The 24,749-nt window shown below is 72.5% G+C and carries 22 protein-coding genes and 1 pseudogene; 3 read left to right on the top strand and 20 right to left on the bottom strand.

Annotated elements, in window-relative coordinates; translation table 11 throughout:
- Positions 1–52: 52 nt before the first annotated feature.
- Positions 53–1,432, bottom strand: coding sequence for an FAD-binding oxidoreductase (locus ABZ822_RS25860; protein ID WP_360858899.1), 1,380 nt, complete (start codon positions 1,430–1,432; stop codon positions 53–55).
- A 126-nt stretch (positions 1,433–1,558) separates the two neighbouring features.
- Between ABZ822_RS25860 and soxR the strand changes: the two are divergent.
- Positions 1,559–1,945, top strand: a pseudogene (gene soxR / locus ABZ822_RS25855) (redox-sensitive transcriptional activator SoxR); the annotation flags it as partial.
- Positions 1,946–1,952: 7 nt separating this feature from the next.
- On the opposite strand, the gene ABZ822_RS25850 reads toward soxR, so the two are convergent.
- The 4 genes from ABZ822_RS25850 to ABZ822_RS25835 form a co-directional block, all read right to left on the bottom strand.
- Positions 1,953–2,975: an alpha/beta fold hydrolase gene (locus ABZ822_RS25850; RefSeq protein WP_360858896.1), complete on the bottom strand. Its 1,023-nt coding sequence runs from the start codon at positions 2,973–2,975 to the stop codon at positions 1,953–1,955.
- Between the two features lie 195 nt (positions 2,976–3,170).
- A complete protein-coding gene (locus tag ABZ822_RS25845) occupies positions 3,171–3,809 on the bottom strand; it encodes an NAD(P)H-dependent oxidoreductase (RefSeq protein ID WP_360858893.1) in 639 nt (212 codons plus the stop codon).
- A 61-nt stretch (positions 3,810–3,870) separates the two neighbouring features.
- Positions 3,871–4,689: an NAD(P)H-binding protein gene (locus ABZ822_RS25840; protein WP_360858890.1), complete on the bottom strand. Its 819-nt coding sequence runs from the start codon at positions 4,687–4,689 to the stop codon at positions 3,871–3,873.
- A 90-nt stretch (positions 4,690–4,779) separates the two neighbouring features.
- Positions 4,780–6,474, bottom strand: a complete 1,695-nt coding sequence (locus tag ABZ822_RS25835) for an acyl-CoA dehydrogenase family protein (protein WP_360858887.1) — start codon at positions 6,472–6,474, stop codon at positions 4,780–4,782.
- A gap of 98 nt (positions 6,475–6,572) precedes the next feature.
- Here ABZ822_RS25835 and ABZ822_RS25830 point away from each other — a divergent pair, with 98 nt between their 5' ends.
- Both ABZ822_RS25830 and ABZ822_RS25825 read left to right on the top strand, forming a co-directional pair.
- Positions 6,573–8,210 (top strand): MFS transporter, encoded by a 1,638-nt coding sequence (locus ABZ822_RS25830; protein WP_360858884.1) that lies wholly within the window; start codon positions 6,573–6,575, stop codon positions 8,208–8,210.
- 131 nt (positions 8,211–8,341) lie between these two features.
- Positions 8,342–9,151: a TetR family transcriptional regulator gene (locus tag ABZ822_RS25825; protein WP_360858881.1), complete on the top strand. Its 810-nt coding sequence runs from the start codon at positions 8,342–8,344 to the stop codon at positions 9,149–9,151.
- Positions 9,152–9,161: 10 nt separating this feature from the next.
- Here ABZ822_RS25825 and ABZ822_RS25820 read toward each other — a convergent pair whose 3' ends face one another.
- The 15 genes from ABZ822_RS25820 to ABZ822_RS25750 form a co-directional block, all read right to left on the bottom strand.
- Entirely contained in the window at positions 9,162–10,199 is a 1,038-nt protein-coding gene (locus ABZ822_RS25820; protein ID WP_360858878.1) for an acyltransferase domain-containing protein, read from the bottom strand.
- A 1-nt stretch (position 10,200) separates the two neighbouring features.
- A complete protein-coding gene (locus tag ABZ822_RS25815; protein ID WP_360858875.1) occupies positions 10,201–10,407 on the bottom strand; it encodes an acyl-CoA carboxylase subunit epsilon in 207 nt (68 codons plus the stop codon).
- Between the two features lie 74 nt (positions 10,408–10,481).
- Complete coding sequence (locus ABZ822_RS25810; protein ID WP_360858872.1) at positions 10,482–12,026, bottom strand: acyl-CoA carboxylase subunit beta; 1,545 nt, start codon at positions 12,024–12,026, stop codon at positions 10,482–10,484.
- A complete protein-coding gene (gene fabD / locus ABZ822_RS25805; protein WP_360858869.1) occupies positions 12,007–12,987 on the bottom strand; it encodes an ACP S-malonyltransferase in 981 nt (326 codons plus the stop codon). Before fabD ends, ABZ822_RS25810 begins: the two co-directional genes overlap by 20 nt.
- A 52-nt stretch (positions 12,988–13,039) precedes the next feature.
- Positions 13,040–15,388 carry an SDR family oxidoreductase gene (locus tag ABZ822_RS25800; RefSeq protein WP_360858866.1) on the bottom strand — a complete coding sequence of 783 codons (2,349 nt, stop codon included), beginning with the start codon at positions 15,386–15,388 and terminating at the stop codon, positions 13,040–13,042.
- Positions 15,389–16,624 (bottom strand): FAD-dependent oxidoreductase, encoded by a 1,236-nt coding sequence (locus tag ABZ822_RS25795; protein WP_360858863.1) that lies wholly within the window; start codon positions 16,622–16,624, stop codon positions 15,389–15,391.
- Positions 16,621–17,964 (bottom strand): FAD-dependent oxidoreductase, encoded by a 1,344-nt coding sequence (locus ABZ822_RS25790; protein ID WP_360858859.1) that lies wholly within the window; start codon positions 17,962–17,964, stop codon positions 16,621–16,623. Before ABZ822_RS25790 ends, ABZ822_RS25795 begins: the two co-directional genes overlap by 4 nt.
- 146 nt (positions 17,965–18,110) lie before the next feature.
- Positions 18,111–18,314, bottom strand: coding sequence for a ferredoxin (locus ABZ822_RS25785; RefSeq protein ID WP_360858856.1), 204 nt, complete (start codon positions 18,312–18,314; stop codon positions 18,111–18,113).
- Positions 18,315–18,357: 43 nt separating this feature from the next.
- Positions 18,358–19,542: a cytochrome P450 gene (locus ABZ822_RS25780; protein WP_360858853.1), complete on the bottom strand. Its 1,185-nt coding sequence runs from the start codon at positions 19,540–19,542 to the stop codon at positions 18,358–18,360.
- A gap of 55 nt (positions 19,543–19,597) precedes the next feature.
- Positions 19,598–20,545: an aromatase/cyclase gene (locus ABZ822_RS25775; RefSeq protein ID WP_360858850.1), complete on the bottom strand. Its 948-nt coding sequence runs from the start codon at positions 20,543–20,545 to the stop codon at positions 19,598–19,600.
- A 34-nt stretch (positions 20,546–20,579) separates the two neighbouring features.
- The gene (locus ABZ822_RS25770; protein ID WP_360858846.1) at positions 20,580–21,365 is read right to left on the bottom strand and encodes an SDR family NAD(P)-dependent oxidoreductase; all 786 of its coding nucleotides are present in this window, start codon (positions 21,363–21,365) and stop codon (positions 20,580–20,582) included.
- A 147-nt stretch (positions 21,366–21,512) separates the two neighbouring features.
- A complete protein-coding gene (locus ABZ822_RS25765) occupies positions 21,513–21,779 on the bottom strand; it encodes an acyl carrier protein (RefSeq protein WP_360858843.1) in 267 nt (88 codons plus the stop codon).
- Positions 21,780–21,875: 96 nt separating this feature from the next.
- On the bottom strand, positions 21,876–23,090 hold the full coding sequence (locus ABZ822_RS25760; RefSeq protein ID WP_360858840.1) for a ketosynthase chain-length factor: 1,215 nt from the start codon (positions 23,088–23,090) through the stop codon (positions 21,876–21,878).
- Positions 23,087–24,355: a beta-ketoacyl-[acyl-carrier-protein] synthase family protein gene (locus tag ABZ822_RS25755; protein WP_360858837.1), complete on the bottom strand. Its 1,269-nt coding sequence runs from the start codon at positions 24,353–24,355 to the stop codon at positions 23,087–23,089. Before ABZ822_RS25755 ends, ABZ822_RS25760 begins: the two co-directional genes overlap by 4 nt.
- Positions 24,352–24,690 (bottom strand): TcmI family type II polyketide cyclase, encoded by a 339-nt coding sequence (locus ABZ822_RS25750; protein WP_360858834.1) that lies wholly within the window; start codon positions 24,688–24,690, stop codon positions 24,352–24,354. The genes ABZ822_RS25755 and ABZ822_RS25750 overlap by 4 nt, the downstream gene beginning before the upstream one ends.
- Between the last annotated feature and the right edge of the window lie 59 nt (positions 24,691–24,749).

Here is a 24,749-nt window from a genome sequence, read left to right as displayed (position 1 = left end):
GGGCCGCCCCCGTGAGGGGACGGCCCGCTCGTGTCCGCCTGCCCCAGGGCCGTCAGGCCCCCGGTGCCGGCGGGATGTTGTGGTTGATCCGGAAGACGTTCCCGGGGTCGTACGCGGCCTTGAGCCGGGCCAGTCGTGCGTAGTCCTCGGGGCGGTAGCCGCAGCGCACCCGGTCGGGCGCGTTGTCGCTGCTGAACATGAAGCCGGGCAGCATCCTCCCGGTGTCCCAGGCGCTCAGCTGGTCCAGCACGCCCTGCTCGGCCTTGCGCGAGACCTCGGCGGACTCGGCGGGCGCGGGCATGCTCATGAACAGGTGGAAGTCACCGTCGGGCCGGGCGACCGCGCTCGGCACCGCCGCAGGCCTGCTCAGCGCGCCGCCCAGGTGGCGGACTTCGACACCGCCCGGCGGCAGGTTCGCACCGGGCCCGGCGGCGGCCACCAGGGCGTCCACCGCGTCCTCCCCGAACGACCGGAGCACCGCCGTACGCGCCCAGGCGGGGGTCGGGCGGGGCGGGTCGCGGTAGATCTCGCCGACCCGGGTGTACGGCATCTCCTCGACGGTGTCGTCCTCCGGGCCGAGCGCGCGCAGGGGCGCGACCAGCCGCTTGCCCTCCTCGGCGGACCCGGTGTACGCGATGCGCAGATGGACGAGGAACCGGCCGCGGTTGTGCTCGGGAACCAGCGGGTGGTCGGGGAAGCGGAGCAGGATGATGGAGGAGCACATCGCCTCGGGCAGCCCCTCCAGCCAGGCGAAGTAGGTGCGCAGCACTTCCTCCGACCGCTCGCCGGGGAAGAACAGGCCGCCACCGTAGAGCCGTTCCACGGGCACCAGGTCGATCTCGGCCGCGGTGACCACGCCGAAGTTGCTGCGGCCGCCGCGGATCGCCCAGAACAGGTCGGCGTCGGAGTCCGGCGTCACGGTGCGCACCCGCCCGTCGGCGGTGACGACCTCGAGGGAGCGCACATGGTCGGCCGCGAAGCCGAACGCCCGCCCGAGGACGGGCAGTCCGCCGCCGGTCAGATAGCCCATGACGCCGACGTCGGGCGACGAACCGTTGAGCGGGGCGAGCCCCGACTTCGCGGTCTCGGCGACGACGTCGCCCCAGATCAGGCCCGCGCCGATGCGCGCGGTACGGGCGTCCGCGTCGACCGAGAGGTCATTCAGGCGCCGTGTGCTGATGAACACGGCGCCATCGGCGGGTACGGAGACGCCGTGCCCCGTGGACTGGACGGCGACCGGAAGGCCGGCGTCCGAGGCGTACAGGACCGCCGCCGCGACATCGGCGGCCGACTCGGCCACGACGACGACGGATGGGGCGTGGGAGACCGTCAAATTCCAGCCACTGTGCTGGTCTTCGAAGCCCTCGTCGCCCGGGAATAACGTCGGTCCGCCCACCGCGGCTCGCAACTCATCGGTGCGATTCGTCGTCATGGCAGGTCCCTTTCCGGATGGTGCGACACATGAGTCGTGCGGCTGTTCATACTAGTCGCGGACGAGAGGTCGGTGCGGTGTGCACCGAGGTGGGAGAGAGTAGAGAATCTGGCTATCCTGGCCCGCATGCCCAATATTCCGTGGCAGGCAAAGGAATTAACGGTCGGCGAGCTGGCGGAGCGGAGCGGAGTCGCTAGTTCCGCAATCCGTTTCTACGAGAGCGAGGGGTTGATACGCAGCAGAAGAACCGGGGGGAACCAGCGGCGTTACCACCGCGACACTCTGCGCCGCGTCGCCGTCATCGCGGTCTCCAAGCGGGCCGGGATTCCCCTGCCGGTCATCCGGGACGTCCTGGGACGCCTCCCGCAGCACCGGGTCCCGACGCGGGAGGAGTGGTCCGAGGTGGCCGACGGCTGGCACGATCTGCTGTCCCGGCGGATCGACGAACTGACCATGCTGCGCGACGGACTGGTCGACTGCATCGGCTGCGGATGCCTGACGATCGAACGCTGTCACATCGTCAATCCCTCGGACCGGCTGGGGGAGCAAGGGCCCGGACCCCGGCGCCTGAGTCGCTCGGAGCGAGCAGACACTCCTCGAGAAAGCCCAGCATCCGCAGGTGGTACGAGCGGGCGGCCCAGCCGAGGCTGACGTTGTGCCCGGCGGCGGGCTGCCGGTCCACCGAGACGGGCGCGCCGGGGAGCAGGCCGCGCAGGGCGGCGAGTGCCTCCGGGTCGTGCCGCCAGCGCTGTTCGTGCTCGGCGAAGGTGAAGCGGACCGGGATCCGTATCCGGGGGGCGAGACACTCGAACGTCCGTTGCCAGCGCGGCACTTCCCGCGCTTCGCGAGGCGGCATGGGCGCCACCAGCGGCCCGCACAGACGGAAGGTGTCGGGCGGATAGAGCCGCAGGGGGCCCCAGTTGTTGCGCCCCAGCTCGCGACGCCACCGCTGCTCGGTCGGCCCGTCGCCGGGGTCGGACGGTCCGGACCGTCCGGGCGGTCCGTCGCCCGTACCCGCGGTGCAGGGGGTGATGGCGTGGGCGAACCGGTAGCCGCAGCCGGAGATACCGAGTCCGGTCAGCGGCAGGTCCGCGTGGTCCGCCGCCAGGGTCAGAGCGGTCTTGCCGCCGTAGGAGTGGGCGAGTACGAACACCCCCGCTCCCAGCGGGTGATGGTCGGCGAAGTCGTCGAAGCCGCGCCGCAGGAGCGCGGTCTGCTCCCCCAGCGGCAGTCCCTCGGGCAGGTCGGTGGACGAGAGCCCGTAGCCCGGCCGGTCGACGGCGAGCACGGTGAAGCCCAGCTCGGCGCCCAGGGTGAGCAGCGACAGGTCGGGGTGGGCCGGGCCGTGGAAGTACCCGGCCCGCATGCCCCCACCGTGCACGGCCAGAACGGTCGCGCGCGGAGGCCGCCGCGGCTCGGCGAGCAGAGCGGACAGCCGGACGCCCCCGGCGTCGAGCACGATGTCGCGCACGGCGGGCCGCTCCGCCGCCACGGCGGGTGGCGCCGTGCCGCGTGCGGCGGGGAGGGTCGTCGTAGTCGGCATGCGGGATTCCTCCACGATGCGGGGGGGCCGGGGGCATCCGGGCGAGGCGAGCGGACGGGCGTAGGAACACGAACAGGTACGGAAGGGCGGACGGGCGCGGGGCGAAACAGGGACGGAGGCGGACGCGGGCGCGCGCCGCGCACAGACAGGCGTACGTCCATCCCGCCGCGCCCCGGACCGAACCCGGAGCGCCCGTCAGGCCGTTCCCGCAGCCGCCGGCACCAGGCAGGGCGCCGCCGCTCGCCGCGCGGCCCCGCCGTACGGATACCGCTCCCGCCCCTCCCGTAACACCCGTGCCCACCAGGTGAGTTGGTCGAGCAGCGCTGTCGCGGCGGCGTTGCAGCCCTCCGGGTCCCTGGGGTTGCCGTCCCCGTCGAACCGGTCCCACACGTCGTGGAAGCTGACCGTCTCCCGCACCGTCACCGCGTGCAACTCCGGGAAGACCTGGCGCAGTTGCTCGACGGCCCGCAGCCCTCCCGACCGTCCTCCGTACGAGACGAAGCCGACCGGCTTCGCCTGCCATTCCGCGTCGTGCCAGTCGATGGCGGCCTTCAGCGAGGCGGGGAAGGAGCGGTTGTACTCCGGGGTGACCAGCACGAACATGTCGGCGCGCGCCAGACGCGGGGTCAGATGGGCGAGCAATCGGTCCACGTCGGCCGACGGCTGGGCGACCGGCTCCCCGGGGAGGGGGAACTCGGCCAGGTCGACGACGTCGGTCCGCAGATCGGCCCGGCGGCGCGCCTGCCCCGCGAACCACTGCGCGACGGTCGCGCCGGTCCTCCCCTTCCGTCCGCTGCCGATGACGACCGCCAGCGACAAGTGATCCCGCGTCATGATCAGCCTCTCTCGGGTGGGTTGCTCCGGGGCCGCGCCCGGCGGCCCCGGTAGCTGAGGATCAGCGGAAGTCGGCGGCGTGGTCGGCCGCCCACCGGGCGAAGGTCCGGCCCGGTGTGCCGAGGTACCGCTCCACTGGCGAGATCTCATGGGGCCGGTCGACGAGCTGGGCGAACATCGTCAGCCGCGCCTCGATCGCCCCCGGCGGGATGCCGACGTCGCCCATCTCCTTGCGGGCCTCGTCGTGCGTGATCTCCTCGAAGCGCACCGGCTTGCCGATCGCCTCGCCGATGATGCGCGCCCGGTCGGCGTAGGTGATCGACTCCGGGCCGCTGAACAGCGGCCTGGTGCCCAGGAGTTCATCGGTCAGCAGGGCGCGGGCGCCGATCTCGGCGATGTCGCGCTCGTGCAGCGGCGCGGAGTGCGCCCGGGCGAACGGGCCGCGGGCGACCCCGGTGGTCCTGATCTGCTCGCACCACTCCAGGGCGGTCACGGCCAGCCCGCCGGCCGGGTGCAGGAAGGTCCACTCCAGTCCCGACTCCTCGATCCTGCGCTCCAGGTCGCGGTGGCGTACGGCGATGAAGTTCTTCGGGTCGTCGTCACGCGCGGTGTACGAGGACAGCGCGACGATGCGCCGTACGCCGTGCTGCTTGGCCCGTTCGATCAGTTCGGCCGGGCCCTCGGGGAACGCGGCCAGGACGAAGAAGACCGAGTCGATCCCCTCCATCGGCAGGTCCTGGGTGCGGGCCACTTCCACACCCTGCGGCAGCCGGGCCCGGGCGGGGTCGCGGGTCAGCGCCCTGACGCCGACACCTGCCTCGAGCAGCAGGTCGACGAGCGGACGGCCGACGTGTCCCGTCGCGCCGGTCACCAGAATCACGATGTCTCTCCTCGGGGTTTGCGGATCACCTTGCGGATCACAGGGGCTTGCGGATCACAGGAGTGCGAGGGCGCTCGACGTGACGGCGCGTCAAGAGGCAAGGCCGCGCGTCCAGTCCAGTGCGGCGGGCTCGAACTGGACGACCGCGTGGCTCGCCACGGAACGGACGTCGCGCCAGAAGCGCTGCAGCGGCTGCCCGTCCTCCTGGGCGCGGGTGCCGCCGGTGCGCAGCAGTCCGTCCACAGCGCCCGTCAGCATCTCCAGGGCCAGGGCGGCGTCGCGGCGGCTGCGCCGGATCAGGGCGGGGGTGAGCGCGCCGCTGTCGGCGGTCTCCGCGATCCGCCCGATGAGGAACTGCGCTGCGTCGATCTCCCCCGCGGCGCGGGCGTACGCGACCTGGTAGGCCTGGCCCGCGTCGGCCCGCGGGCCGGTCGGGGCGATCGCGACAGCGGCCTCGGCGGCCTTGAGCGCCCCGAACGCGGCGCCGAGCGCGGGGGCGACGAACGTCAGGCCGTTGACGGCGAGCGTCGGTACGGGGGGACCCTCCACGCCCACGGTCCGGCCCTTCATGGCGTCCTCGCGGAGGCACGAGCGGTGTTCCGGGACGAAGACGTCGTCCAGGACGAGGGTGTGGCTGCCGGTGCCGCGCATGCCGAGGGCGTTCCAGGTGTCCTCGTAGGCGAAGTCCTCGCGGGGCACCAGGAAGAACCGCGGCGGGGTGCCGCCGGCGGACGGCGGGCCGGAGGGGGCGGGACCGGCCAGCAGGGCCCAGTCCGCGTACTCGACGCCGGAGACGAACGTCCACCCGCCCGACAGCCGCCAGCCGCCGTCGGCCGGAGCGGCCGTGCCCAGAGGCTTGACGACGGCGGCGACCCGGGCGTCGGGCCCGTCCTTCCACACCTCGGCCTGGGCCTGTTCGGGCAGGCAGGTGACGTAGCGGGTGGCGAAGGCGAACAGGGAGGCCAGCCAGGCGGTCGCCGAGCACGCCTGCCCCAACTCCGTCACGGAGCTGGTCAGTTCGGCGTAGGACCGGGGCTGTCCGCCCCAGCGCTCGGGGACGAACCAGCGTGCGAACCCGGCCCGGTCCAGTGCCTCGATCACTCCGGGCTGGACGCGGCGGTCGGCGTCGGCCTGCGCGGCCTGTGCTCCGGCCACGACGGCGACCTTGGCCGCGGCGAGCGGCGCGTCGGCGGTACGGGACGGTGCGGTCATGACGGATGCCTCCGGTGCGTGGGTACGGTCGTGCGGATGTTCCGCCGGTGCGCCGCCGGCGGACGGGTGCGGTGCCGGAGCGCCGCCGGCGTCCTTTGCCGCGGAGGCCCCGGACGGCCCGTCACCGGCCCGCGGGTGCCGCGCCGGTAAGTTCACGGCGCGGCGGTCGCGTAACAGGTCCCGGCCCGTGGCGCTCTGCTGCGCGGCGGTGATCTCGGCGGACGTGGAGTGCAGGACGGTCCCGTCGGGCGCGTGGACGGTCGCCACGCCCGATCCCCTGTACGTACGCCCGGAGCGCCGCGCATCGACGTCGACGGTCACGTGACCGGGCATCCCGCCGGGATCGAAGGTCTCCTTCAGCGTGTAGCGGAAGCCGTCCCCGGTCCTCGTCCAGCTGCCCCGGCCCGTGCTCACGGGCGTGAAGTGGGTGACCACTCCGTCCGGGGTGAAGGCGATGGTGAACTCGTCGGTCTGGTCGTCGTGGGTCACCGTCCCCGTCCAGACGCCCAGGGGAGCGGTGGCCTCGGACGGGGTTCCGTCCTCCGACAGTCCGTCATGAAGCCCAGTGGTCATCGGTGTTCCCTTCCGTCAAAACAAAACATGCGTACACTTCTAACCGCTCGTACACATTTGACTGATGGCGCGTCAGCGCACGCATCCCTGGAGAGGCCATGTCCGTCGAAGCCCGGTCCGTTCCCGCCCCCGAGGCGGCCGGTACACCACCCGGTGAACGGCTGGGGCTCGCCCTGGCCGTGATCGTCACCGCTCAGCTCATGCTGATCCTGGACGGAACGATCATGAACATCGCTCTGCCCAGCATCCAGACCGACTTAGGCGTCAGCAGCGCCGACCTGGCCTGGGTCGTCACCGCCTACGCGCTCGTCTTCGGCGGTCTGCTCCTGCTCGGCGGCCGCGCGGGCGACCTCTTCGGCCGGCTGCGGGTCTTCCGCATCGGCATCGTCGTGTTCACCCTCGCCTCCCTGCTGGGCGGGCTCGCCCCCAACGAGGGCGTCCTCATCGGGGCGCGGGCGCTCCAGGGCGTCGGCGCCGCCATCACCGCTCCGGCGGCCCTGTCCCTGATCGCCACGACGTTCTCCGAAGGCCCCGCGCGGAACCGGGCCATGGGCGTCTACGGCGCGATGAACGGCTTGGGATCGACCCTCGGGCTGCTGCTCGGCGGCCTGCTGACCGAGTACCTGAACTGGCGCTGGGTCCTGCTGGTCAACATCCCGATCGGCGTGGTCGTCGTGCTCGGGACCCGCGTCCTCAAGGACGGTTCGCGCGGCACCGGCCGCCTCGACGTGCCCGGCGCCCTCACCGGAACCTTCGGCCTGACCTCGCTGGTGTACGGCCTGACCCGCGGCGGTTCGGACGGCTGGGGCGACGCCGCCGCCGTCGCCGCGCTGATCTCGGCCGGGGTCCTGCTGACGGTCTTCCTGATCCTGCAAGCCCGCAGCAGGCACCCGATGATGCCGCTACGGCTGCTGCGCGACCGCAACCGCGGCGGGGCCTACGCCACGATGCTGCTCATCGGCGCGGGCATGTTCGCGATGTACTACTTCCTCACCCTCTACATGCAGCAGATCCTCGGCTTTTCCGCGATGCGCACCGGGCTGGCCTATCTCCCGTTCAGCATCGGCATGTTCGTCTCCGCGGGCATCCTCGGGCCGCGGCTGGCCGGGCGGTTCGCCCCGCGCGCGATCGTCGCTCCCGGCCTGGCCGTCAGCGCGCTCGGCGTCCTGTGGTTCAGCACCCTGGACCCGGGTGCCGACTATCTGACGCGCCTGGCCCCGGCGATGCTCCTCACCTCCCTCGGTCTCGGCATGAGCTTCGTACCGCTCACGCTCGGCGCGGTCAGCGGTGTGTCGCAGCAGGACGCGGGCATCGCGTCGGCCGTGCTCAACACCTCGACGCAGGTCGGCGGGGCGCTGGGCCTGGCCTTCCTGCCGGGGCTCGCCTCCGGTGCGGCGAACGACCGGCTGCCCGACGCCTCGGGCGCCTTCTTCCGGGCCCTCGCGGCGGACGACGGCACGCTGCTGGCGCGGGCATCCGACGCCCTGACGCACGGCTACGGGCGGGCGTACCTCGCGGTGGCCGCCCTGTACGCCGCCGCCATGCTGATCCTGCTGCTCGCCGTCACCACCCGCAGCCCGCGGCAGGCGCCCGCCGGGCAGCCCGCGGACGGGCAGGGCACCGGGAACGCGCAGGGCACCGGGGAGACCGCGGCATCGCGGAACCTGGGCAACGCGCCGGGCCCCGACGACGCGGCGCCCGGATCGGCGTACGCGACCGCCCCGGCGAAGGACTGACGACGCGGGCTGTGGCCGCGGTTCACCGCCGCAGGCCACAGCCCGCAACCCGGGGGTCTCCGGGTCCGGTCGAGCCGGGTCCGGAGACCGCCCGACCGTAGAATCGACGCGCACCGATGGAGAGGAAATCCGTGGCCGGCACCGCCAGAGAAGACTCCGACCGGAAGCAGCGGGGCGGTGCGCCGGTCGTCGTTCCCCGGCCCGACGGGAAGGGGGAGCGCACCCGGCAGCGCATCCTGCAGGCGGCCCGCGAGACCTTCGGCCGCGTCGGCTACGACCGCGCGACCATCCGCATGATCGCGTCGGCCGCCGACGCGGACAAGTCGTCGGTCATGCAGTACTTCGGCACCAAGGAGCAGCTGTTCCGCGAGGCCGTCCGCTTCGACATCCCCATCGGTGAACTCACCACCCAGGACCCGGAGTCCACGGCCGAGAACTATCTGCGCACCATGCTCGGGCGGTGGGCGACCACACCGGACAGCCCCATGGCCGTGCTGATGCGCACCAGCATGACCAGCGAGGAGTCCGCCGAACTGCTGCGCCATCAGGTCACCACGCAGTCGGTCGACGCCATCGCCCGGAACATCGACCTGCCCGACGCCCGGCTCCGGGCCGGGCTGTTCTCGGTGATCATGCTGGGGATCGCCAGCGGACGATATCTGCTGCGCGTCCCCGACGTCAGCGAACCGTCCCTGGAGGACCTGATCCGGGTCGCAACTCCCGTCATCCGGGCCCTGATCGCCCCGGAGGGCGACGGCTCCCCGGACGCCTCCGGCACGAGCGGCGCCACGGACGACTCCGGCACGAGCGGCACTACGGAAGGCTCCGGCACGAGCGGCGCCACGGACGGCTCCGGCGCCAGCAGCGATTGCCGTGGCTGCCCCGGCGGCGGCTCCCCCGGACGGGACACCGTCCCCGGGCAGGCCGGGCCCGCGGAGTGAGCTCCGTCCCTCACCCGGAGGGCACGACCTCCGCGGCGGGCCGGGCGCCGAGCTGCTCCGCCGCCTTCTCCCACACCCGCAGGCAGTCGCCGCCCTCGGCCGGGAGTGTGCAGACCACACCGCTGCGGCCGGACCGTACGGAGGGATGACGGCGGGCCGGTGCCGACAGGGAACGCCCCGGACCCGCCTCGACGAACGTGTACGCCCCGTCCCCCAAGAGCCCGCTCAGCGCGGGCCAGTAGAGGATGGGCTCGGCCATCTGGCGGGCCCAGAACGCCGGGTCGACAGCCTCCTCCGGCCGCACGGTGCGGGCGGTGCGCGCCGAGCGGATCTCCACCCGGGGCGGGCGCAGCGTCTCGGCCGCGACGGCCTTCTCGAAGACCTGCGCCGCCTCGTCGAGGACCGGGGAGTGGAACGGCTCCCGGGCCCGTACACGCCGTACGACCAGCCCCGCGTCGTCCAACGCCACCGCCGCGAGGGCGAGTTCGGCCTCGGGTCCGGCGAGCACGGTCTGCGCCGGGGCGTTGACGGCCCCGACGACGACGCCGCGCTCCGCCCACTCCGGGGTGATCCCGGACTCGACCCGCTCGGGGGCGGCGGCGACGGCGAGCATGCCGCCGGGCGGCGCGGTGGCAAGGACACGGGAGCGGGCCAGCATGATGCGGGCGGCGCTCTCCAGGTCGAACACCCCGGCCAGGCAGGCCGCGGCCAGTTCGCCCACACTGTGGCCGAGCAGGACGTCGGGGCGTACGCCGCGCCGTTCCAGCATCCGGCCGACGGCGTAGCCGATGACGAACAGCAACGGCTGGGCGCGGCGGCCGTCGTCGACCGGGAGGGCGGGGGCGGAGCCGAGCCAGTCGGCGCGGACGCGGTCGCCCTCCTCCCCCATCAGGCCGAAGAACTCGTCGGCGATCGCGGCGAATTCGGGCTCGTGCTCGTAGAGCGGCACGGCCATGCCGGGGTACTGGGCCCCTTGCCCGGGGAGCAGCAGGGCGACTCGGCGGTGTTCCATGGCGGAGATCTCCCGTGCCTCGTAGGGCTGTTTCACGTCAACTGCACCAGCTGTGCGGGGCGTTGAAGCCCGATTCCCGTTCCAGGCGGCGCCAGCCGGCCGTGGTCCGGGCGACGTCGCAGGCGCCGGTTCCGGCGTGGGCACCCGCCCGGGCGAGCAGGACGGCGGTGATGACGGCGAGTTCCTCGGGTCCGGCGTGGCCCTTCTCCACCCGGATGAGGGCGCCGATGTCGGTCAGGCTCATGGGGGTTCACATCTCCTCGTGGGTCGGTGCTGCGGGATCGCCGCACGGGGTCGGTGCGGGATCGCCGCAGGGGGTCACTGCGGGGGGTTGCCGTGCTTACGCCGGGGCAGGTCGGCGTGTTTGGTGCGGAGCATGGCGAGGGAGTTGATGAGGACGGCGCGGGTCTCGGTGGGATCGATGACGTCGTCGACCAGACCCCGCTCGGCCGCGTAGTACGGATGCATCAACTCGGCCTTGTACTCCTTGACCATCCGCGCCCGCATCGCCTCCGGATCATCGGCATCCGCGATCTGACGACGGAAGATCACATTCGCCGCACCCTCCGCACCCATCACCGCGATCTCGTTCGTCGGCCACGCATACGTCAGATCCGCACCGATCGACTGCGAATCCATCACGATGTACGCACCGCCGTACGCCTTCCGCAGGATCAACGAGATCCGCGGCACCGTCGCATTGCAGTACGCATACAGCAGCTTCGCCCCGTGCCGGATGATCCCACCGTGCTCCTGATCCACACCCGGCAAGAACCCCGGCACATCCAGGAACGTGACGATCGGAATGTTGAACGCATCACACATCTGCACGAACCGCGCCGCCTTCTCCGACGCCTCGATGTCCAGCACCCCGGCCAGCGTCTGCGGCTGATTGGCGATGATCCCCACCACCTGGCCGTCCATCCGCGTCAGCGCACAGATGATGTTCCGCGCCCAGCGCTCATGAACCTCCAGGTAATCACCGTCATCGACGATCTCCTCGATCACCTGCCGCATGTCGTACGGCCGGTTCCCATCCGCCGGCACCAAATCCAGCAGCACCTCCGACCGCCGGTCCACCGGATCCTCACACGACACCGACGGAGGGTTCTCCCGGTTGTTCGACGGCAGCATCGACACCAGATAGCGGACCTCCGCCAGACAGGTCTCCTCGTCGTCGTAGGCGAAATGACACACACCGGAGGTCTCGGCGTGCACGTCCGCACCGCCCAGACCGTTCTGGCTGATCTCCTCACCCGTCACCGCCCGCACCACATCCGGACCGGTGATGAACATCTGCGAGGTCTCCCGCACCATGAACACAAAATCCGTCAGGGCAGGCGAGTAGGCGGCGCCGCCCGCGCACGGGCCCAGCATCACCGAGATCTGCGGGATCACCCCGGACGCACGCGTGTTGCGCTGGAAGATCCCCCCGTACCCGGCCAGCGCGGAGACGCCTTCCTGGATGCGCGCCCCCGCACCGTCGTTCAGCGAGATCAGCGGAGCACCCGCCGAGATGGCCATGTCCATGATCTTGTGGATCTTCGTCGCATGAGCCTCACCCAGCGCCCCGCCGAAGATCCGGAAATCGTGCGCATAGACGAAGACCGTCCGGCCCTCGACCGTCCCCCAACCGGTCACCACACCATCGGTGTACGGCTTCTTCGCCTCCAGACCGAACCCCGTCGCACGATGCCGCCGCAACGGCTCCACCTCATGAAAGGAGCCCTCATCCAGCAGCACCTCGATCCGCTCACGCACCGTCAGCTTCCCCTTGGCCTTCTGAGCCTCGGTCGCACGATCACTCGGCCCGCGCAAAGCCTGCTCACGGATCGCATGCAGCTCAGCGACTCTCGCGTTCATGTCTTTCCGTCCCTTCCCCCGGCAGGACCGCGCCCACGGTGAGCTTCACCTGGTGCGCGTCGTTGGTGCGGTACGTGGTGGCGCCCGGGGCGAGACGGCCGCAGAGCCGGCTCAGCACCTTGCCGGGCCCGACCTCCACGAAGCGGTCGACCCCGTCCGCCGCCATCCGCCGTACGGTGTCCGTCCACAGCACCCGTCCGGTGAGCTGCCGCCGCAGGAACTCCCTGGCCCGGGCAGCGCTGGTGACGGGTTCCCCGCCGCTGCCCGAGTACATGGGCACGGCGGGGTCGCGGAACTCGACGTCGTCCAGCGCCGCGGCGAACTCCTCCTCGATACCGCCCATGAGGCTGCAGTGGGCGGGGCCCCCGATCTCCAGGACGACGACCCGGTCCGCACCCGCGTCGCGTACGAGGTCCACGAGGCGGTCGACGGCTCCGATGCGGCCGGAGATGACGACCTGGGTGACGTCGTTGTGATTGGCGATCTCCACGACCTCACCGGTGTCGGCCGCCGCCCGTCCGCACAACTCCTCGACCTGATCGAGGGTCAGGCCGACGACGGCGGCCATCTTCCCCGGTACCTGTTCGGTGACCGAGGTCATCAACTCGCCGCGCACCCGGACGAGTCGGAGCGCGTCCCGCCACTCCAGGACCCCCGCGCAGACGAGCGCGCCGAACTCGCCGAGGCTGTGTCCGGCCACGGCGTCCGGGACGACGCCCTGCCCGCGGAGCAGGTCCAGCGTGACCACGCTCGTGAGCAGCACCGCGGGCTGGGTGATCCGCATGTCGCGCAGGGCCTCGGCGGGTCCTTCCCAGCACTGGCGGGAGAGCGGGAAGCCGAGGATCTCGTCGGCGGGCCCGTAGTAGGTGTCGATCAGGTAGGGCCAGTGCTTGGTGAGGTCGGCACCCATGCCGACCCGCTGCGAGCCCTGGCCGGGGAACACAAAGGCGACCCTGCCCATGACGGCCCCTCCTTTCGGTCCGGGAACGGTGTGACGGTGGGGGCGGGCCGCGTCAGCCGAGGAGCGTGCCGCCGGTGGCGTCGATGAAGGCGCCGGTGATCCAGCGGGACTGGTCCGAGGCGAGGAAGGCCACCACATCGGCGACGTCGGACGGTTCGCCGACGCGGCCGAAGGCGGAGAGCTGCGCCATGGCCTGGACGGCCTGCGGGTTGTCGAAGATCGGCCCGCCGTTGTTCGTGATGCCGGGCGCCACGCTGTTGACGGTGATGCCGCGCGCGGCCAGGTGCCGGGCCCAGTGCAGGGAGATCATCTCCACCGCGCCCTTGGTCATCGCGTACGCGATCTCCTCGGGGTTGGCGAACCGGGTGAGGCCGGAGGAGATGTTGATGACGCGGCCGCCGTCGCGCAGGTTCCGCGCGGCGCGCTGGACGATGAAGAAGGGCGCCTTGGCGTTGACGGCCATCAGCTTGTCGAAGAGTTCGGGCGTCGTCTCCTCAGGGCCCGCGCCGCCCATGATCCCGGCGTTGTTGACGACGATGTCCAGCTCGGTGCCGCCCGTGTGCTCCTTCAGCCCCTCCTCGACCCCGTCGAAGAGGGCGTCCACGTCGCCAGGGACCCCGAGCGGGGCCCGTACGGCGAAGGCCCGTCCGCCGGTAGCCCGGATGCCGTCGACGGTGTCCTGCGCCGCCTCCTTGTCACGGCCGTAGTGGACGACGACGAGGGCGCCGTCGGCCGCCAGCCGCTCGGCGACGGCGCGGCCGATGCCCCGGCTCGAGCCGGTGACGAGCGCGGTCTTGTTCACCAGAGTGCCCATGGTGGTGCTCCTGTTCACGGTGTGGTCTGCGGATGGTCGGAAGGCACGGGTGCCGGCGGAGGACGGGGCGCCGAACCAGCGGTGCAGTGCGGTGCGCAGCGCCCCGGCGCCCCGCGGGCCGACCCCGTCCGTGTCCACATCTGCGCACCAGACGACGTGGCCGTCCGGGCGCACCAGGACGGCGCCGACGCCGGCGAGTTCACCCGCCGAGCCGGTGTCCGTGAGGGTCGCGGCGACGACGCGGACGCGGTCCGCCCACAGCGCCGCCTCGGCGCGCAGCCGGGCGTGGCCGGGTGCATCGGGCGCGAGGTCGAGCAGCACGCCGTGCCCGGAGCGCAGCGTCCCGGCGGTACGGGTGGAGGCGCCGGGCCCGGTGCGGAGTTCGGCGAACGGCAGCCGTGCGCCGAGGAGTCCGGGACCGTCGTCCGGAGCCGGGTGGCGTACGTCAGGAGCCGGGTGGCGTACGTCCAGGCCGGTGATCATCCCGGCCAGGTGGCGGGCGGCGCTGTCGTACCCGAGCAGTTCGCCGATGACGGACCGCACGTCCGCGGCCTCCTCGCCGCCGAGCAGGACGAGCGACTGCGCCTCGATGTTGCCCAGGACGCGGCGGCCGACGGCGTGCCGCTCGTCGTGATAGCTGTCGAGCAGTCCGGGCGGGGCCCAGCCACCCGCCTCGGCGGCCAGTTTCCACCCCAGGTTGACCGCGTCCTGCAGGCCCAGGTTGAGGGCCTGTCCCCCGACGGGCATCTGGACGTGGGCCGCGTCGCCGGCGAGCAGGACGCGGCCCGTCCGGTACCGCGCGGCCTGACGGCGGGCGTTGCCGAAGGCGTTCACCCACAGCGGCTCGCCTCCGGAGATGTCCTCGCCCGTGACCTCCCGCCACGCAGCCGCGACCTCCGCGAAGCCGGGCTCCTCTGTGCGGCGGACGGCCGGGCGGCCGAACTGATGGACCATCACCCGCGTGACCCCGTCCGGCCTGCGGCCCGCGATGGCCAGGCCGCCGGGGAACCGCTGGAAGCGCCGGTCGGGGATCTCGATGCCCGCGACGTCGGCGCGCAGCAGCTCCCGGGTGGCGTCGGTGCCGGGGAACGCGAAGCCCGCCAGCCGCCGTACCGCGCTGTTCTCCCCGTCGCAGCCGACGAGATACGCCGCGCTCAGCCGCAGCGTCTCCCCCTCCGGCGTGCGCAGCACGGCCTCGACCCGGTCGTCCCGCTGCTCCAGGCCGGTGAGTTCATGCCCCGGCCTGATGTCGGCGCCCCGCTCGGCCGCCCACTCCAGGAGGACCTCCCGGGTACGGGTCTGGGGCACCTTCCACTGGCCCGGGTACGGGCTGCCGGTGCTGCCCAGGTCCAGCGGCAGACCGCCGAAGTGGCCGCGCGGGTCGTTGGGCGGCTCCCCGAGGCGCTCCAGCAGCCCGCGCTGGTCGAAGAGTTCCATGGTGCGGGCGTGCAGCGTCGAGGCCCGCGACTCGGTGGACGGCGCGGTGGCGCGCTCGACGACGACCACGCGGGCCCCGCCGAGCCGCAGTTCCCCGGCGAGCATCAGCCCCACCGGGCCCGCGCCCACCACGATCACCTGTGTGTCCACTTACGTCACTCCTGCCAGGGGGTCGGAACGGGTCTCCCGTCGGGCGGCGAATTCCAGCGCCTGGCGCCAGCTCGTACGCCGGCGCAGCAGCTGCCGGTACTTGGCGATCTCGCCGCGGCGGTCGACCGCCAGGACGCCGGTGAGGCGGTCGCCCCGGCGGTGCAGCGCGACGAACCGGTGGCCGCCGGTGTCCCCGAACACCTCGGTCACCTCGGCGTCGGGGACACCGAGGAACTGGATGCGGACGCCGTACCAGTCGGACCAGAAGTACGGCACCGCGGCGCACGCCTCCTGGGCGCCGCCGAGGCCGAGGGCGTTGCGTGCGGCCAGGGCGCCCTGCTCCGCGGCGTTGGTCCAGTGCTCCAGCCGCATCTCCCGCCCGAACAGCGGGTTGTGCCAGCGCGCGATGTCGCCGGCCGCGTACACGCCGGGGGCGGAGGTGGCGAGATGCCGGTCGCAGAGCACACCCTCGGCCGTTGCCACGCCCGAGTCGGCGCACCAGTCGGCGGCCGGTTCCGCGCCGACGCCCACGACCACCAGATCGGTCGCCAGGGCGCTGCCGTCGGACAGCACGACGCGCTCGGCGCGGCCGTCGCCCTCGACACGGTCCACGGTGACGCCGCAGCGCAGCCGGGTGCCGTGGGCCGCGTGCAACCGGGCCAGAACCGCGCCGAGTTGCGGCCCGACGGAGCGGACCAGCGGCGCCGGCCCGCCCTCGAGCAGCGTGACCTCGGCTCCGCGGGCGCGTGCCGCGGACGCCACCTCGGCGCCGATGAACCCGGCGCCCACGACCACGACGCGGCGCGCGGCACCCAGCGCCCCGCGCAGCGCCCGCGCCTCGTCCAGCGTGCGCAGCGTATGGACACCGGCGCGCCCGGTGAGGCGGGGCAGCGTCCGGGAGCGGACCCCCGTCGCCACGACCAGCCGGTCGTACGGGATGGCGGTGCCGCCCGCGGTGACCGTGCGGCCCTCGGTGTCGAGACCGGTGGCGGGCGCGCCGAGCCGCAGATCCACGCCGAGTTCGTCCCGGTAGGAGGCCGGGTCCCGGTAGTGCGGAACAGCCGGTTCGGCCCCGGGCTCCAGGAACGCCTTGGACAGCACCGTACGGTCGTACGGCAGGTGTTCCTCGGCACCGACGAGCGTGACCGTGCCGGTGAACCCCCCGGCCCTGGCGGCCTCGACGGCGCGCAGCCCGGCCAGCGATCCCCCGACGACGACCAGCCGGCGCGGGGTCACCGGGCCACCCCCGCCGCCCCGTGGCGCAGCGCGCGCAGCAGCACGGCAGGGCGCATCAGCGCGGTGCCGGGGTCGACCAGGGACAGCACACGGACGAAGGCGTGGGCCACGACCGGGTCCTGCGCCGCGGCGGCCTGCACCAGGCGGCCGTACCTCTGGATCAGGCGGGTCTTCAGGGTGCGTTCGCCGCGAACGCCCGCGAACTGCAGGTCGTTGACGGCGTTCGCCTCCCACGACGGGCCGACCGCCTCCCGCGCCAGATCGCGCAGATACGGCAGGGGCTCCGGTGGGCGGCCCGCCTGGAGATGGCGGCGCAGGACGAGGGCGCCGAGCGCGGCCACGGTCATGCCCTGGGCGTAGACCGGGTTGAAGCTGCACACGCTGTCGCCGGTCACCAGCAGGCCGCCGGGGAAGCGGTCCATCGTCTCGTACCGGCGGCGCAGGCTCACCGGGAAGCGGTGCGCGACGGGGTCGTCGAGCGGTTCGGCGTCCTGGATCAGCTCGTGCAGAGCCGGCACCGGCAGGGATTCGACGTACGCCTCGAACCCTTCGGGGTCCGTGGGCGGGACGTCACCGAGGATGCCGTTGACAGCGAGCTGGATGCGGCCGCCCTCGACCTCCGCGCAGATCGCGCCGCGCGGGTCCTGCGGCGAGGCGATGACGATGGTGGCGCGGCCGTCGTGCCGGGTCCCGGGCGGAAGCCGGTAGTGGCGGGTGGCGTAGCCGACGCCGATCTCCAGCCGTTCCTCCGGGACTTCGGGGTAGCCGAGTTCGGCGAGCCACACCGGGGTGCGCGTGCCGCGCCCGGTGGCGTCCACCACGAGGTCCGCGGGGAGGGCGCCGGCCGTGCCGCCCGGCCCGCGGGCGTGCACCCGGACGCCGGTGACCCGTGTGCGGTCGGGCGTGGTGGTGAGGCCGGTGATGTCGTGCTCCTCGAGGAACGACACCCCGGGCAGCTTCAGGACCCGGTCGCGGATACGGGCCTCCAGCAGCGGCCGGCTGGCCGCCACCGTCACCAGGTCGCTCGGGCTCTTGCGCAGCAGCCGGCCGCGGAAATACCAGTGCCCGTCCTTCACGGTGTCCTGGATCTGCGCCCCGTGCGCGGCCATCTCGTCGGTGAACCCGGGGAAGAGGTCCTCGAGGATCTCCCGTCCCCGCGGCTGCAGGCCGTGGATCTGGCGCCCCTGGGGGATGCTGCGCCGCGGCCCTTCCGTCCCGGTCAGCACATCGCGGTCCACCACGGTCACCCGGGCGCAGGAGTCGGCGAGCACGCGCGCCGCCAGCAGGCCCGCGATGCTCCCGCCCAGCACCACGGCGTGATCGCATGGGTACTCCGCCATCGTTGCGGTCACCTTTCGGCATGAGGGGGTGGTGAGTTGGGTCGGCGGGTGGTGCGGGTGCGGCAGGCGCGGGCCGTCCCGTGACGTCGCACGGGGTCCCTTGGTTGCCGCCTGCCGCACCGCGCGGAGCCCGCCCAGGTCGTGGCTCAGCGGCCGGCGACCTTCAGGGCGCCGATGGGGCACACCCGTACGGCACGCTCCGCCGCGGTCTGCCGGTCCGCCGGCAGGTCCGCCTCGTGGTCGAACAGCGCGAGGAGATCGCCCTCGTCGTCCAGCCGGAACAGATCCGGCGCGGCCTCCTCGCAGAGGCCGTGCCCCTCGCACCGGGCGAAGTCGATGGATACCTTCATGTCTTCTCGTGGCTCCTTGGTTCCGTTGGCTTCCGGGCGCGGCTCAGGCGCGCAGGACGACGGGGAGGTGCTCGATGCCGCGGATGGTGTTGTGCAGGCGCCACACCGGTTCACCTATCTCGATCCGGCGAACGCGCCTGACCAGAGCGGTCATCAGCGAGTGGCCCTCCAGCCGGGACAGCGCCTGGCCGACGCATCCGTGGATGCCGTGGCCGAAGCCCAGGTGCTCGGAGGCGGCGGCGCGGGTGATGTCGAACGTCTCCGGCGACGTCCAGTGCCGCTCGTCCCGGTTCGCCGACCCGTAGAGCAGCAGCACGCGCGAACCGGCCGTCAACTCGGTGCCGCCCAGGGCCCGGTCGCGGGTCAGCAGCCGGGTGAAGCCGCGGAGCGGCGACTCCAGGCGGACGATCTCGTTGAACGCGTTGGGGATCAGCGCGGGGTCCGAGCGCAGCAGCTCCCACTGGCCCGGATGGGCCCCGAACAGCCACAGCATGCTGGACAGCGCGCTGACCGAGGTGTCCATCGAGGGCGCGAGGAAGTCGCCGAGCAGGGCGGGCAGCAGCTCGTCGGCGATCTTCCCGGCCTGCGCGTCCGCGACGAGCTGCGCGCCCCAGCTGTCCGGGCGCAGATTGCCGGGGACGGACATCCGGTGCAGGAACTCCCCCATCTCCTGCAGCAGCGGAAAGCCCGCCCGGGTGCGCTCGTTGAGCGGTCCGAAGGCGTTGAAGCCGGCCGCGGCCCAGTCCAGCAGCCGCTCCCGGCCCTCCTCGACGGGCCACCCGAGCAGGTCGGGCACGAGCGCCAGCGGGAACGCCTGGCCGAAGTCCTTGACGGCGTCGAACTCCCCGCGGGCGACCAGCTCGTCCACCAGCTTGTCGGCCCACTCCTGGATGTAGGTGTGGAACTCGCGCAGCGCCTTCGGTGTGAGGTGCCGTGCGACGAGGCCGCGGACGAGGTCGTGGTACGGCGGGTCGCTGGTGAGGCTGGACCCGTGCTGCGCCTTGTTGAGCTGCTCGGTGATGCCGACGCCCTCGCCGGAGATGAACGACGTGTGGTCGTGGAGGGCGTCGTAGACCTCCTCGTACCGTGCGGCCGCCCACACGTCGTACTGGTCGAGGCGGACGACGGGTCCGAGGTCGCGCAGCGCCCGGTAGTCGTCGTACGGGTCGAGGATCGACGCGTCGGTGTACGGGTCGATGGCGGAACGGGGGATGTCGAGGGGTGGCATGGGTGCTCCTGGTGGTGACCGGCTCGGGCTGCGTGACGCGGCGGGTGACACCGCGTCAGCGGCGGCTCTCCGCGAACTCCTTGGCGTGGCCGAGGGTGGCGCGGCTGTTACCGCTGAGCGCGTCCCGGACGAAGGAGCGGGCGCGGGCCAGGTCGGCGTCGGGCCCCAGAACGGCGGCGATGTTGTCGGTGTTGATCGCCACCGTGTGCTGCGAGGTGACGGCCACGCCGTCGGCGTTCTCCTCCAGCAGCCAGTAGCCGGTGTGCAGGGTCATCAGCGCCGGCAGGACGGACTGCTTGTAGACGATCTTCCGGTGGGGGAAGCAGACCCGGACCGAACAAGTGGTGTGCGTCGAACCGTCCTTGGTCCGGGTGTCCATCTCCAGGGTCTGCAGACCGGGAGCGGGCTCGCCGAGGCGTACGGAGGCCACGTGCGGCAGCCGCTCCGACCAGAGCTGCGCCTCGTTCAGGAAGTCGTAGACGTCCTTGGCGGAGCCGCCCATCTGCACGGTGTCCTCGAAGGACAGCATGCGGCCCTCGGAGCCGGTGACCATCTCCACGTTCGCCTTGAGGGCGGCCAGTTCGGCGGTGGAGTTGCGGTCGACGGCCCGGTCGATCCAGGCGAGCTGCTCCGGGTCGTCGTCGACGGCGCGGTAGTCGTGCAGGAGGCGGACGCGCGCCGTGGTCGCGTCGACGGGCTCGATGATCCAGCTTCCGCCCATCGACGCCACCGGAGGCGCGGAGACCTCCTGGCGGAAGTCGATGCGCAGGGCGTCGGAGTGCAGGGTGCGGCGCGACGTCCAGTGCTTGGGCTCGCCGTTGGCGGTGGCCCAGATGCGGATGCGCTCCTCGTCGCCGGTGCGCTCGACCTGCTCCGCGTGGACCGTCGGGGGGAAGATACGGGGCCAGTTCTCCACCTCGGCGATGAGCCGGTGGACCGCGGTGGCCGGGGCGAGCACGGTGATCCCGTGCTCGACCTCGCGGAGTCCGTCCTGAGCTGACATGGTTCTGGTTCTCCTCGCTGGTGCCGGGCCGGGATCAGAAGTTGCCGAGGCCGCCGCAGACGTTCAGGGCCTGGGCGGTGATGGAGGCGGCGGTGTCCGTGGTCAGGTAGCCGACGAGGCCGGCGACCTCCTCGGCGGTCGAGTAGCGGCCGAGCGGGATCTTGGCCTGGAACTTCTCGAGGATCGCGGCCTCGGTGGTGTCGAAGGCCTGCGCGTAGCCCTGGCGCACGCGCTCGGCCATGGGCGTCTCGACATAGCCGGGGCAGACGGCGTTGACCGTGATGCCGGTGGGGGCCAGCTCGTTGCCGAGGGACTTGGTGAAGCCCACGACACCGTGCTTGGAGGCCGAGTACGGGGCGGCCAGGACGACGCCCTGCTTCCCGGCGGTGGAGGCGATGTTGATGATGCGGCCGCGGTTCTTGTGGCGCATCCCGCCGGTGGTGAGCACCTCGCGGGTCATCCGGAAGACGCTGTTGAGGTTGGTGTCGATGACGTCGGCCCACAGCTCGTCGGTGAGGTCGGCGGTCACCCCGCCTCCGCTGCGTCCGGCGTTGTTGACGAGGACGTCGACCGTGCCGAAGGTGTCGACCGCGGCGCGGACGAAGGCGGTCACGTCCTCGGGCGAGCGGACGTCGCAGGCCCTGCCGTCGACCTCCAGCCCCTCCTCCCGCAGCTCCTTGACGACGGTGACGACGGATTCCTCGGTGCGGGCGCAGAGGAACACCCGGTGTCCCAGGGCCCCGAGTGCTCTGACGACGGCCAGCCCGATTCCACTGGTGGCCCCGGTGACCAGGGCGACGGGCTGCTGGTGCGCGGACATGCGGATCTCTCCCGGAAGGTGTGGCACACGCACGGGACGGGACGGCGGCGGGCGGCCGGTGTCGGTACCGGCCTCCGCCGCGGTCCCGTCCCTGGGGTGTGCTCGGTGCGGTTGCGGTGTCTGCGGAGGGTGGTGCGCTGCGCGACGTCAGGCGGCGGTGCGGGCCGCGGCGAGCTGCTCGTTGACGGCGTCCACGAGCTGACGCGGCGTCTCGACGTCGGTCAGGGTGGCGTCCTCCAGCTCGATGCCGTACTCGCGGCCGATGCGGACACCGGTCTCGAGCAGCGCCAGCGACTCGTAGCCCAGCTCCTCGAAGGTGACGTCGGCGATGTCGCCGTCGAGGTCGGCCTCCTCGCCCGCACCCTCGCGGAGGATGCGGCGGAGGTCGTCGATGGTGAAGTCCTGTGCGGTCATGGGTGGTTGTCCTCTTCTGCTTCGGTAGTCGGTCGATGTGGGTGCGTTACGGGTGCGGGCGCTCGGGATGCGCGGAGCCCGTCCGGGCGTCGGCCGTCAGGCGGCGGCGCGGACGACCATGGCCGAGTTGAATCCGCCGTATCCGCGGGCGACGACCAGCGCGGCCCGCACGGTCGCGGAGCGCGCCGTACCGGTGACCAGGTCCAGCCCGTACGCGGGGTCGGGCGTGACGTGGATCGTGGGCGGGATCAGGCCGTCGCGGATCGACAGCAGCGCGGCGGTCACGTCCAGGGACGCGGCGCCCGAGTAGAGGCGTCCCGTCATGGTCTTGGGGGCGGTGACCGGGACGCCGCCCGGACCGAACACCTCCGTGATCGCCTCGGCCTCGATCCGGTCCAGCTCGGGTACTGCCGCGGCGTCGGCGAACACCACGTCGATGTCCCCCGGTTCCAGGCCGGCGTCGGCGAGCGCGGCGTCGATCGCCCGGCGCAGCGCCGGCGGGCGGCCGCTGCCGGGCCGGGGGTCGGTGGTGGCGCCGTACCCGGCGATCTCGCCGTAGACGCGGGCGCCGCGCTCGCGGGCGCGCTCGGCGTCCTCCAACACCACCAACGCCCCGCCCTCGCCCGCCACATGGCCCTGCGCGGCGCTGTCGAACGGCCGGTAGCCCGCTTCCGGATCGGAGCCCCGGGACATCCGGCCCGAGGCCATCTGCGCCACCCAGCCCCACGGGCAGATCGACCCGTCGATACCGCCCGAGACGATCAGGGCGGTGCCCTTGCGGATCTGGCGGCGGGCCTGGGCAAGAGCGTCGAGCCCGCCGGCCTGGTCGCTGACGACGACACCGCTCGGTCCGCGCATGCCGTTGCGGATGGAGATCTGGCCGGTGTTGACGGCGTAGAACCAGGCGTACGACTGGTAGGCGCTGACGTACTTGTTGCCCTTGCTCCAGAGGTTCTCCAGCTCGTTCTGGCCGAACTCGAAACCACCGGAGGACGCGGCCGTGATGACCCCGGCCTCGTAGTCGGCCAGCTCCGACGGCGTCACCCCCGCGTCGGCCAGGGCCCAGTCCGCGGCCGCCAGGGCGAGACGCGTCATGTGGTCGGTCTGCGGGATCAGCCGGCTGGGCAGGTGGTCGGTGGCTTCGAAGTCCGGCACCTCGCCCGCCAGCCGGGCTGGATACTGCTCGGCGTCGAACCGGGTGACCGGTCCGATGCCGCTGACGCCCTCACGGGTCGCCCGCCAGTAGGCGTCGGTGCCGAGCCCGTTGGGCGCGGTGACGCCGATTCCGGTGACGGCGACGGACGTGCTCATGCTGCTCTCCTGTCGGGCCGGGTGAGGACCATCGCGCTCTGGAAGCCGCCGAATCCGCTGCCCACGGTGAGGACGCTGTCGGTGCGGTGCTCGCGGGCGTTCAGCGGGACGTAGTCCAGGTCGAGCTCCGGGTCCGGGGTGTGCAGATTCGCCGTCGGCGGGACCACGTGATGCTCCATCGCCAGCGCCGACGCGGCGATCTCGATCGACCCGATGGCGCCGAGGGAGTGGCCGACCATCGACTTGATGGAGCTGACCGGCACGCGGTAGGCGTGCTCGCCGAGGCTGCTCTTGAACGCGGCCGTCTCGTGGCGGTCGTTCTGCTTGGTTCCGGACCCGTGGGCGTTGACGTAGTCGATGTCCGTCGGGTCGAGCCGGGCCTCGTCGAGGGCGACGCGGATGGCCTCCGCCATCTCCGCGCCGTCGGAGCGCAGTCCGGTCATGTGGTACGCGTTGCAGCGCGAGGCGTAGCCGCCGATCTCCGCGTAGATGTGCGCCCCGCGGCGCCGCGCGCTCTCCAGCTCCTCCAGCACGAAGCCCGCGGCGCCCTCGCCCAGCACGAAGCCGGTGCGCGTCTTGTCGTACGGCCGCGAGGCGTGCTCGGGGTCGTCGTTGTACGTGCTGGTCGCCTTGATGGCGTCGAAGCACGCCACGGTGATCGGCGAGATGGGAGCCTCGGTCGCGCCGGTGAGCATGACGTCGGCCGAGCCCTCACGGATCAGCTCGACCGCGTGGCCGACCGCGTCGATGCCGGAGGTGCAGCCGGTCGAGACGACGGCGCTCGGGCCCTCGGCCCCCACGGTCCAGGCGACCTCGGCCGCGAACGAGCTGGGGACGAGCTGGCTGTAGAGGTGCGGCACGGCGTAGTGGTGGTCCACCAGGTGGAGCCGGCCGTCGTCGCTGACGACCCGGTACTCGTCCTCCAGGCTGATGGTGGCGCCGACGGCGCTGCCGATGGTCACGCCGATCCGCGCGGGGTCGATCCGCTCCAGCTCCAGACCGCTGTCGGCCGCCGCCTCCCGGGCGGTGACGACCGCGAACTGCGCGGCCCGGTCCATCCGGCGTATCTCCTGCTGGAGCAGGCCGTGTTCGGCCGGGAAGAAGTCGACCTCGGCGGCGATCCTCGAACGGTACGGCGAGGGGTCGAAGAGCGACAGCGTCCGCGTGGCGGTGCGCCCGTCGGTCAGCAGCGCCCAGAAGTCCTTGGTGCTCGTACCGCCCGGCGCGAGAACGCCGATGCCGGTGATGACCACACGCCGGGTCACCGGGAACCATCCCCCTTCGGGTCCCACACGTAGAACCGCTCGGCCATCGCGTCGGACGGCGTCTTCCACGCGGGGTCGTACGGGTCGATGAAAGGCCGCAGATCGGCGCTGATCCGCTGGAAACGCGGGTCGGTCTTGGCGTCCTCGATGGCCTCGCCGCCGCCGTCGTGGTCGAAGTCCTGCAGATGGAAGTAGAGCCCCTGGTACGAGAACAGCTGGCGGCGCCGCGTCCCCATCCGGTGGGGCATCTCGGTGGCGTCGAAGTCGGCGAAGAGCCGGGCGACGTCGCCGCTGGAGCCCGGATCCATCCGGGCGACGATCAGCGTGGAGTGCATGGGTGGTGTCCTTCTCTCGTTCCGTGTCCGAGTGCGGTACGGCCGGCCGCGGGGCATCC

The organism is Streptomyces sp. NPDC047108 (assembly GCF_040643575.1).
In the GTDB taxonomy this organism is placed as follows: domain Bacteria; phylum Actinomycetota; class Actinomycetes; order Streptomycetales; family Streptomycetaceae; genus Streptomyces.
Note: the sequence above shows the minus strand (reverse complement) of the source record. Positions and strands in the feature narration are given on the sequence as shown.

Bases quoted from the DNA above. Each gene is read 5' to 3' on its own strand.
- ABZ822_RS25845 (WP_360858893.1), bottom strand. From the start codon at position 3,809: ATGACGCGGGATCACTTGTCGCTGGCGGTCGTCATCGGCAGCGGACGG.
- ABZ822_RS25750 (WP_360858834.1), bottom strand. From the start codon at position 24,690: ATGCACTCCACGCTGATCGTCGCCCGGATGGATCCGGGCTCCAGCGGC.
- ABZ822_RS25780 (WP_360858853.1), bottom strand. From the start codon at position 19,542: ATGCCACCCCTCGACATCCCCCGTTCCGCCATCGACCCGTACACCGAC.
- ABZ822_RS25765 (WP_360858843.1), bottom strand. From the start codon at position 21,779: ATGACCGCACAGGACTTCACCATCGACGACCTCCGCCGCATCCTCCGC.
- ABZ822_RS25830 (WP_360858884.1), top strand. From the start codon at position 6,573: ATGTCCGTCGAAGCCCGGTCCGTTCCCGCCCCCGAGGCGGCCGGTACA.
- ABZ822_RS25770 (WP_360858846.1), bottom strand. From the start codon at position 21,365: ATGTCCGCGCACCAGCAGCCCGTCGCCCTGGTCACCGGGGCCACCAGT.
- fabD (WP_360858869.1), bottom strand. From the start codon at position 12,987: ATGGGCAGGGTCGCCTTTGTGTTCCCCGGCCAGGGCTCGCAGCGGGTC.
- ABZ822_RS25860 (WP_360858899.1), bottom strand. From the start codon at position 1,432: ATGACGACGAATCGCACCGATGAGTTGCGAGCCGCGGTGGGCGGACCG.
- ABZ822_RS25815 (WP_360858875.1), bottom strand. From the start codon at position 10,407: ATGAGCCTGACCGACATCGGCGCCCTCATCCGGGTGGAGAAGGGCCAC.
- ABZ822_RS25785 (WP_360858856.1), bottom strand. From the start codon at position 18,314: ATGAAGGTATCCATCGACTTCGCCCGGTGCGAGGGGCACGGCCTCTGC.
- ABZ822_RS25790 (WP_360858859.1), bottom strand. From the start codon at position 17,964: ATGGCGGAGTACCCATGCGATCACGCCGTGGTGCTGGGCGGGAGCATC.
- ABZ822_RS25775 (WP_360858850.1), bottom strand. From the start codon at position 20,545: ATGTCAGCTCAGGACGGACTCCGCGAGGTCGAGCACGGGATCACCGTG.
- ABZ822_RS25760 (WP_360858840.1), bottom strand. From the start codon at position 23,090: ATGAGCACGTCCGTCGCCGTCACCGGAATCGGCGTCACCGCGCCCAAC.
- ABZ822_RS25850 (WP_360858896.1), bottom strand. From the start codon at position 2,975: ATGCCGACTACGACGACCCTCCCCGCCGCACGCGGCACGGCGCCACCC.
- ABZ822_RS25810 (WP_360858872.1), bottom strand. From the start codon at position 12,026: ATGAACGCGAGAGTCGCTGAGCTGCATGCGATCCGTGAGCAGGCTTTG.
- ABZ822_RS25835 (WP_360858887.1), bottom strand. From the start codon at position 6,474: ATGACCACTGGGCTTCATGACGGACTGTCGGAGGACGGAACCCCGTCC.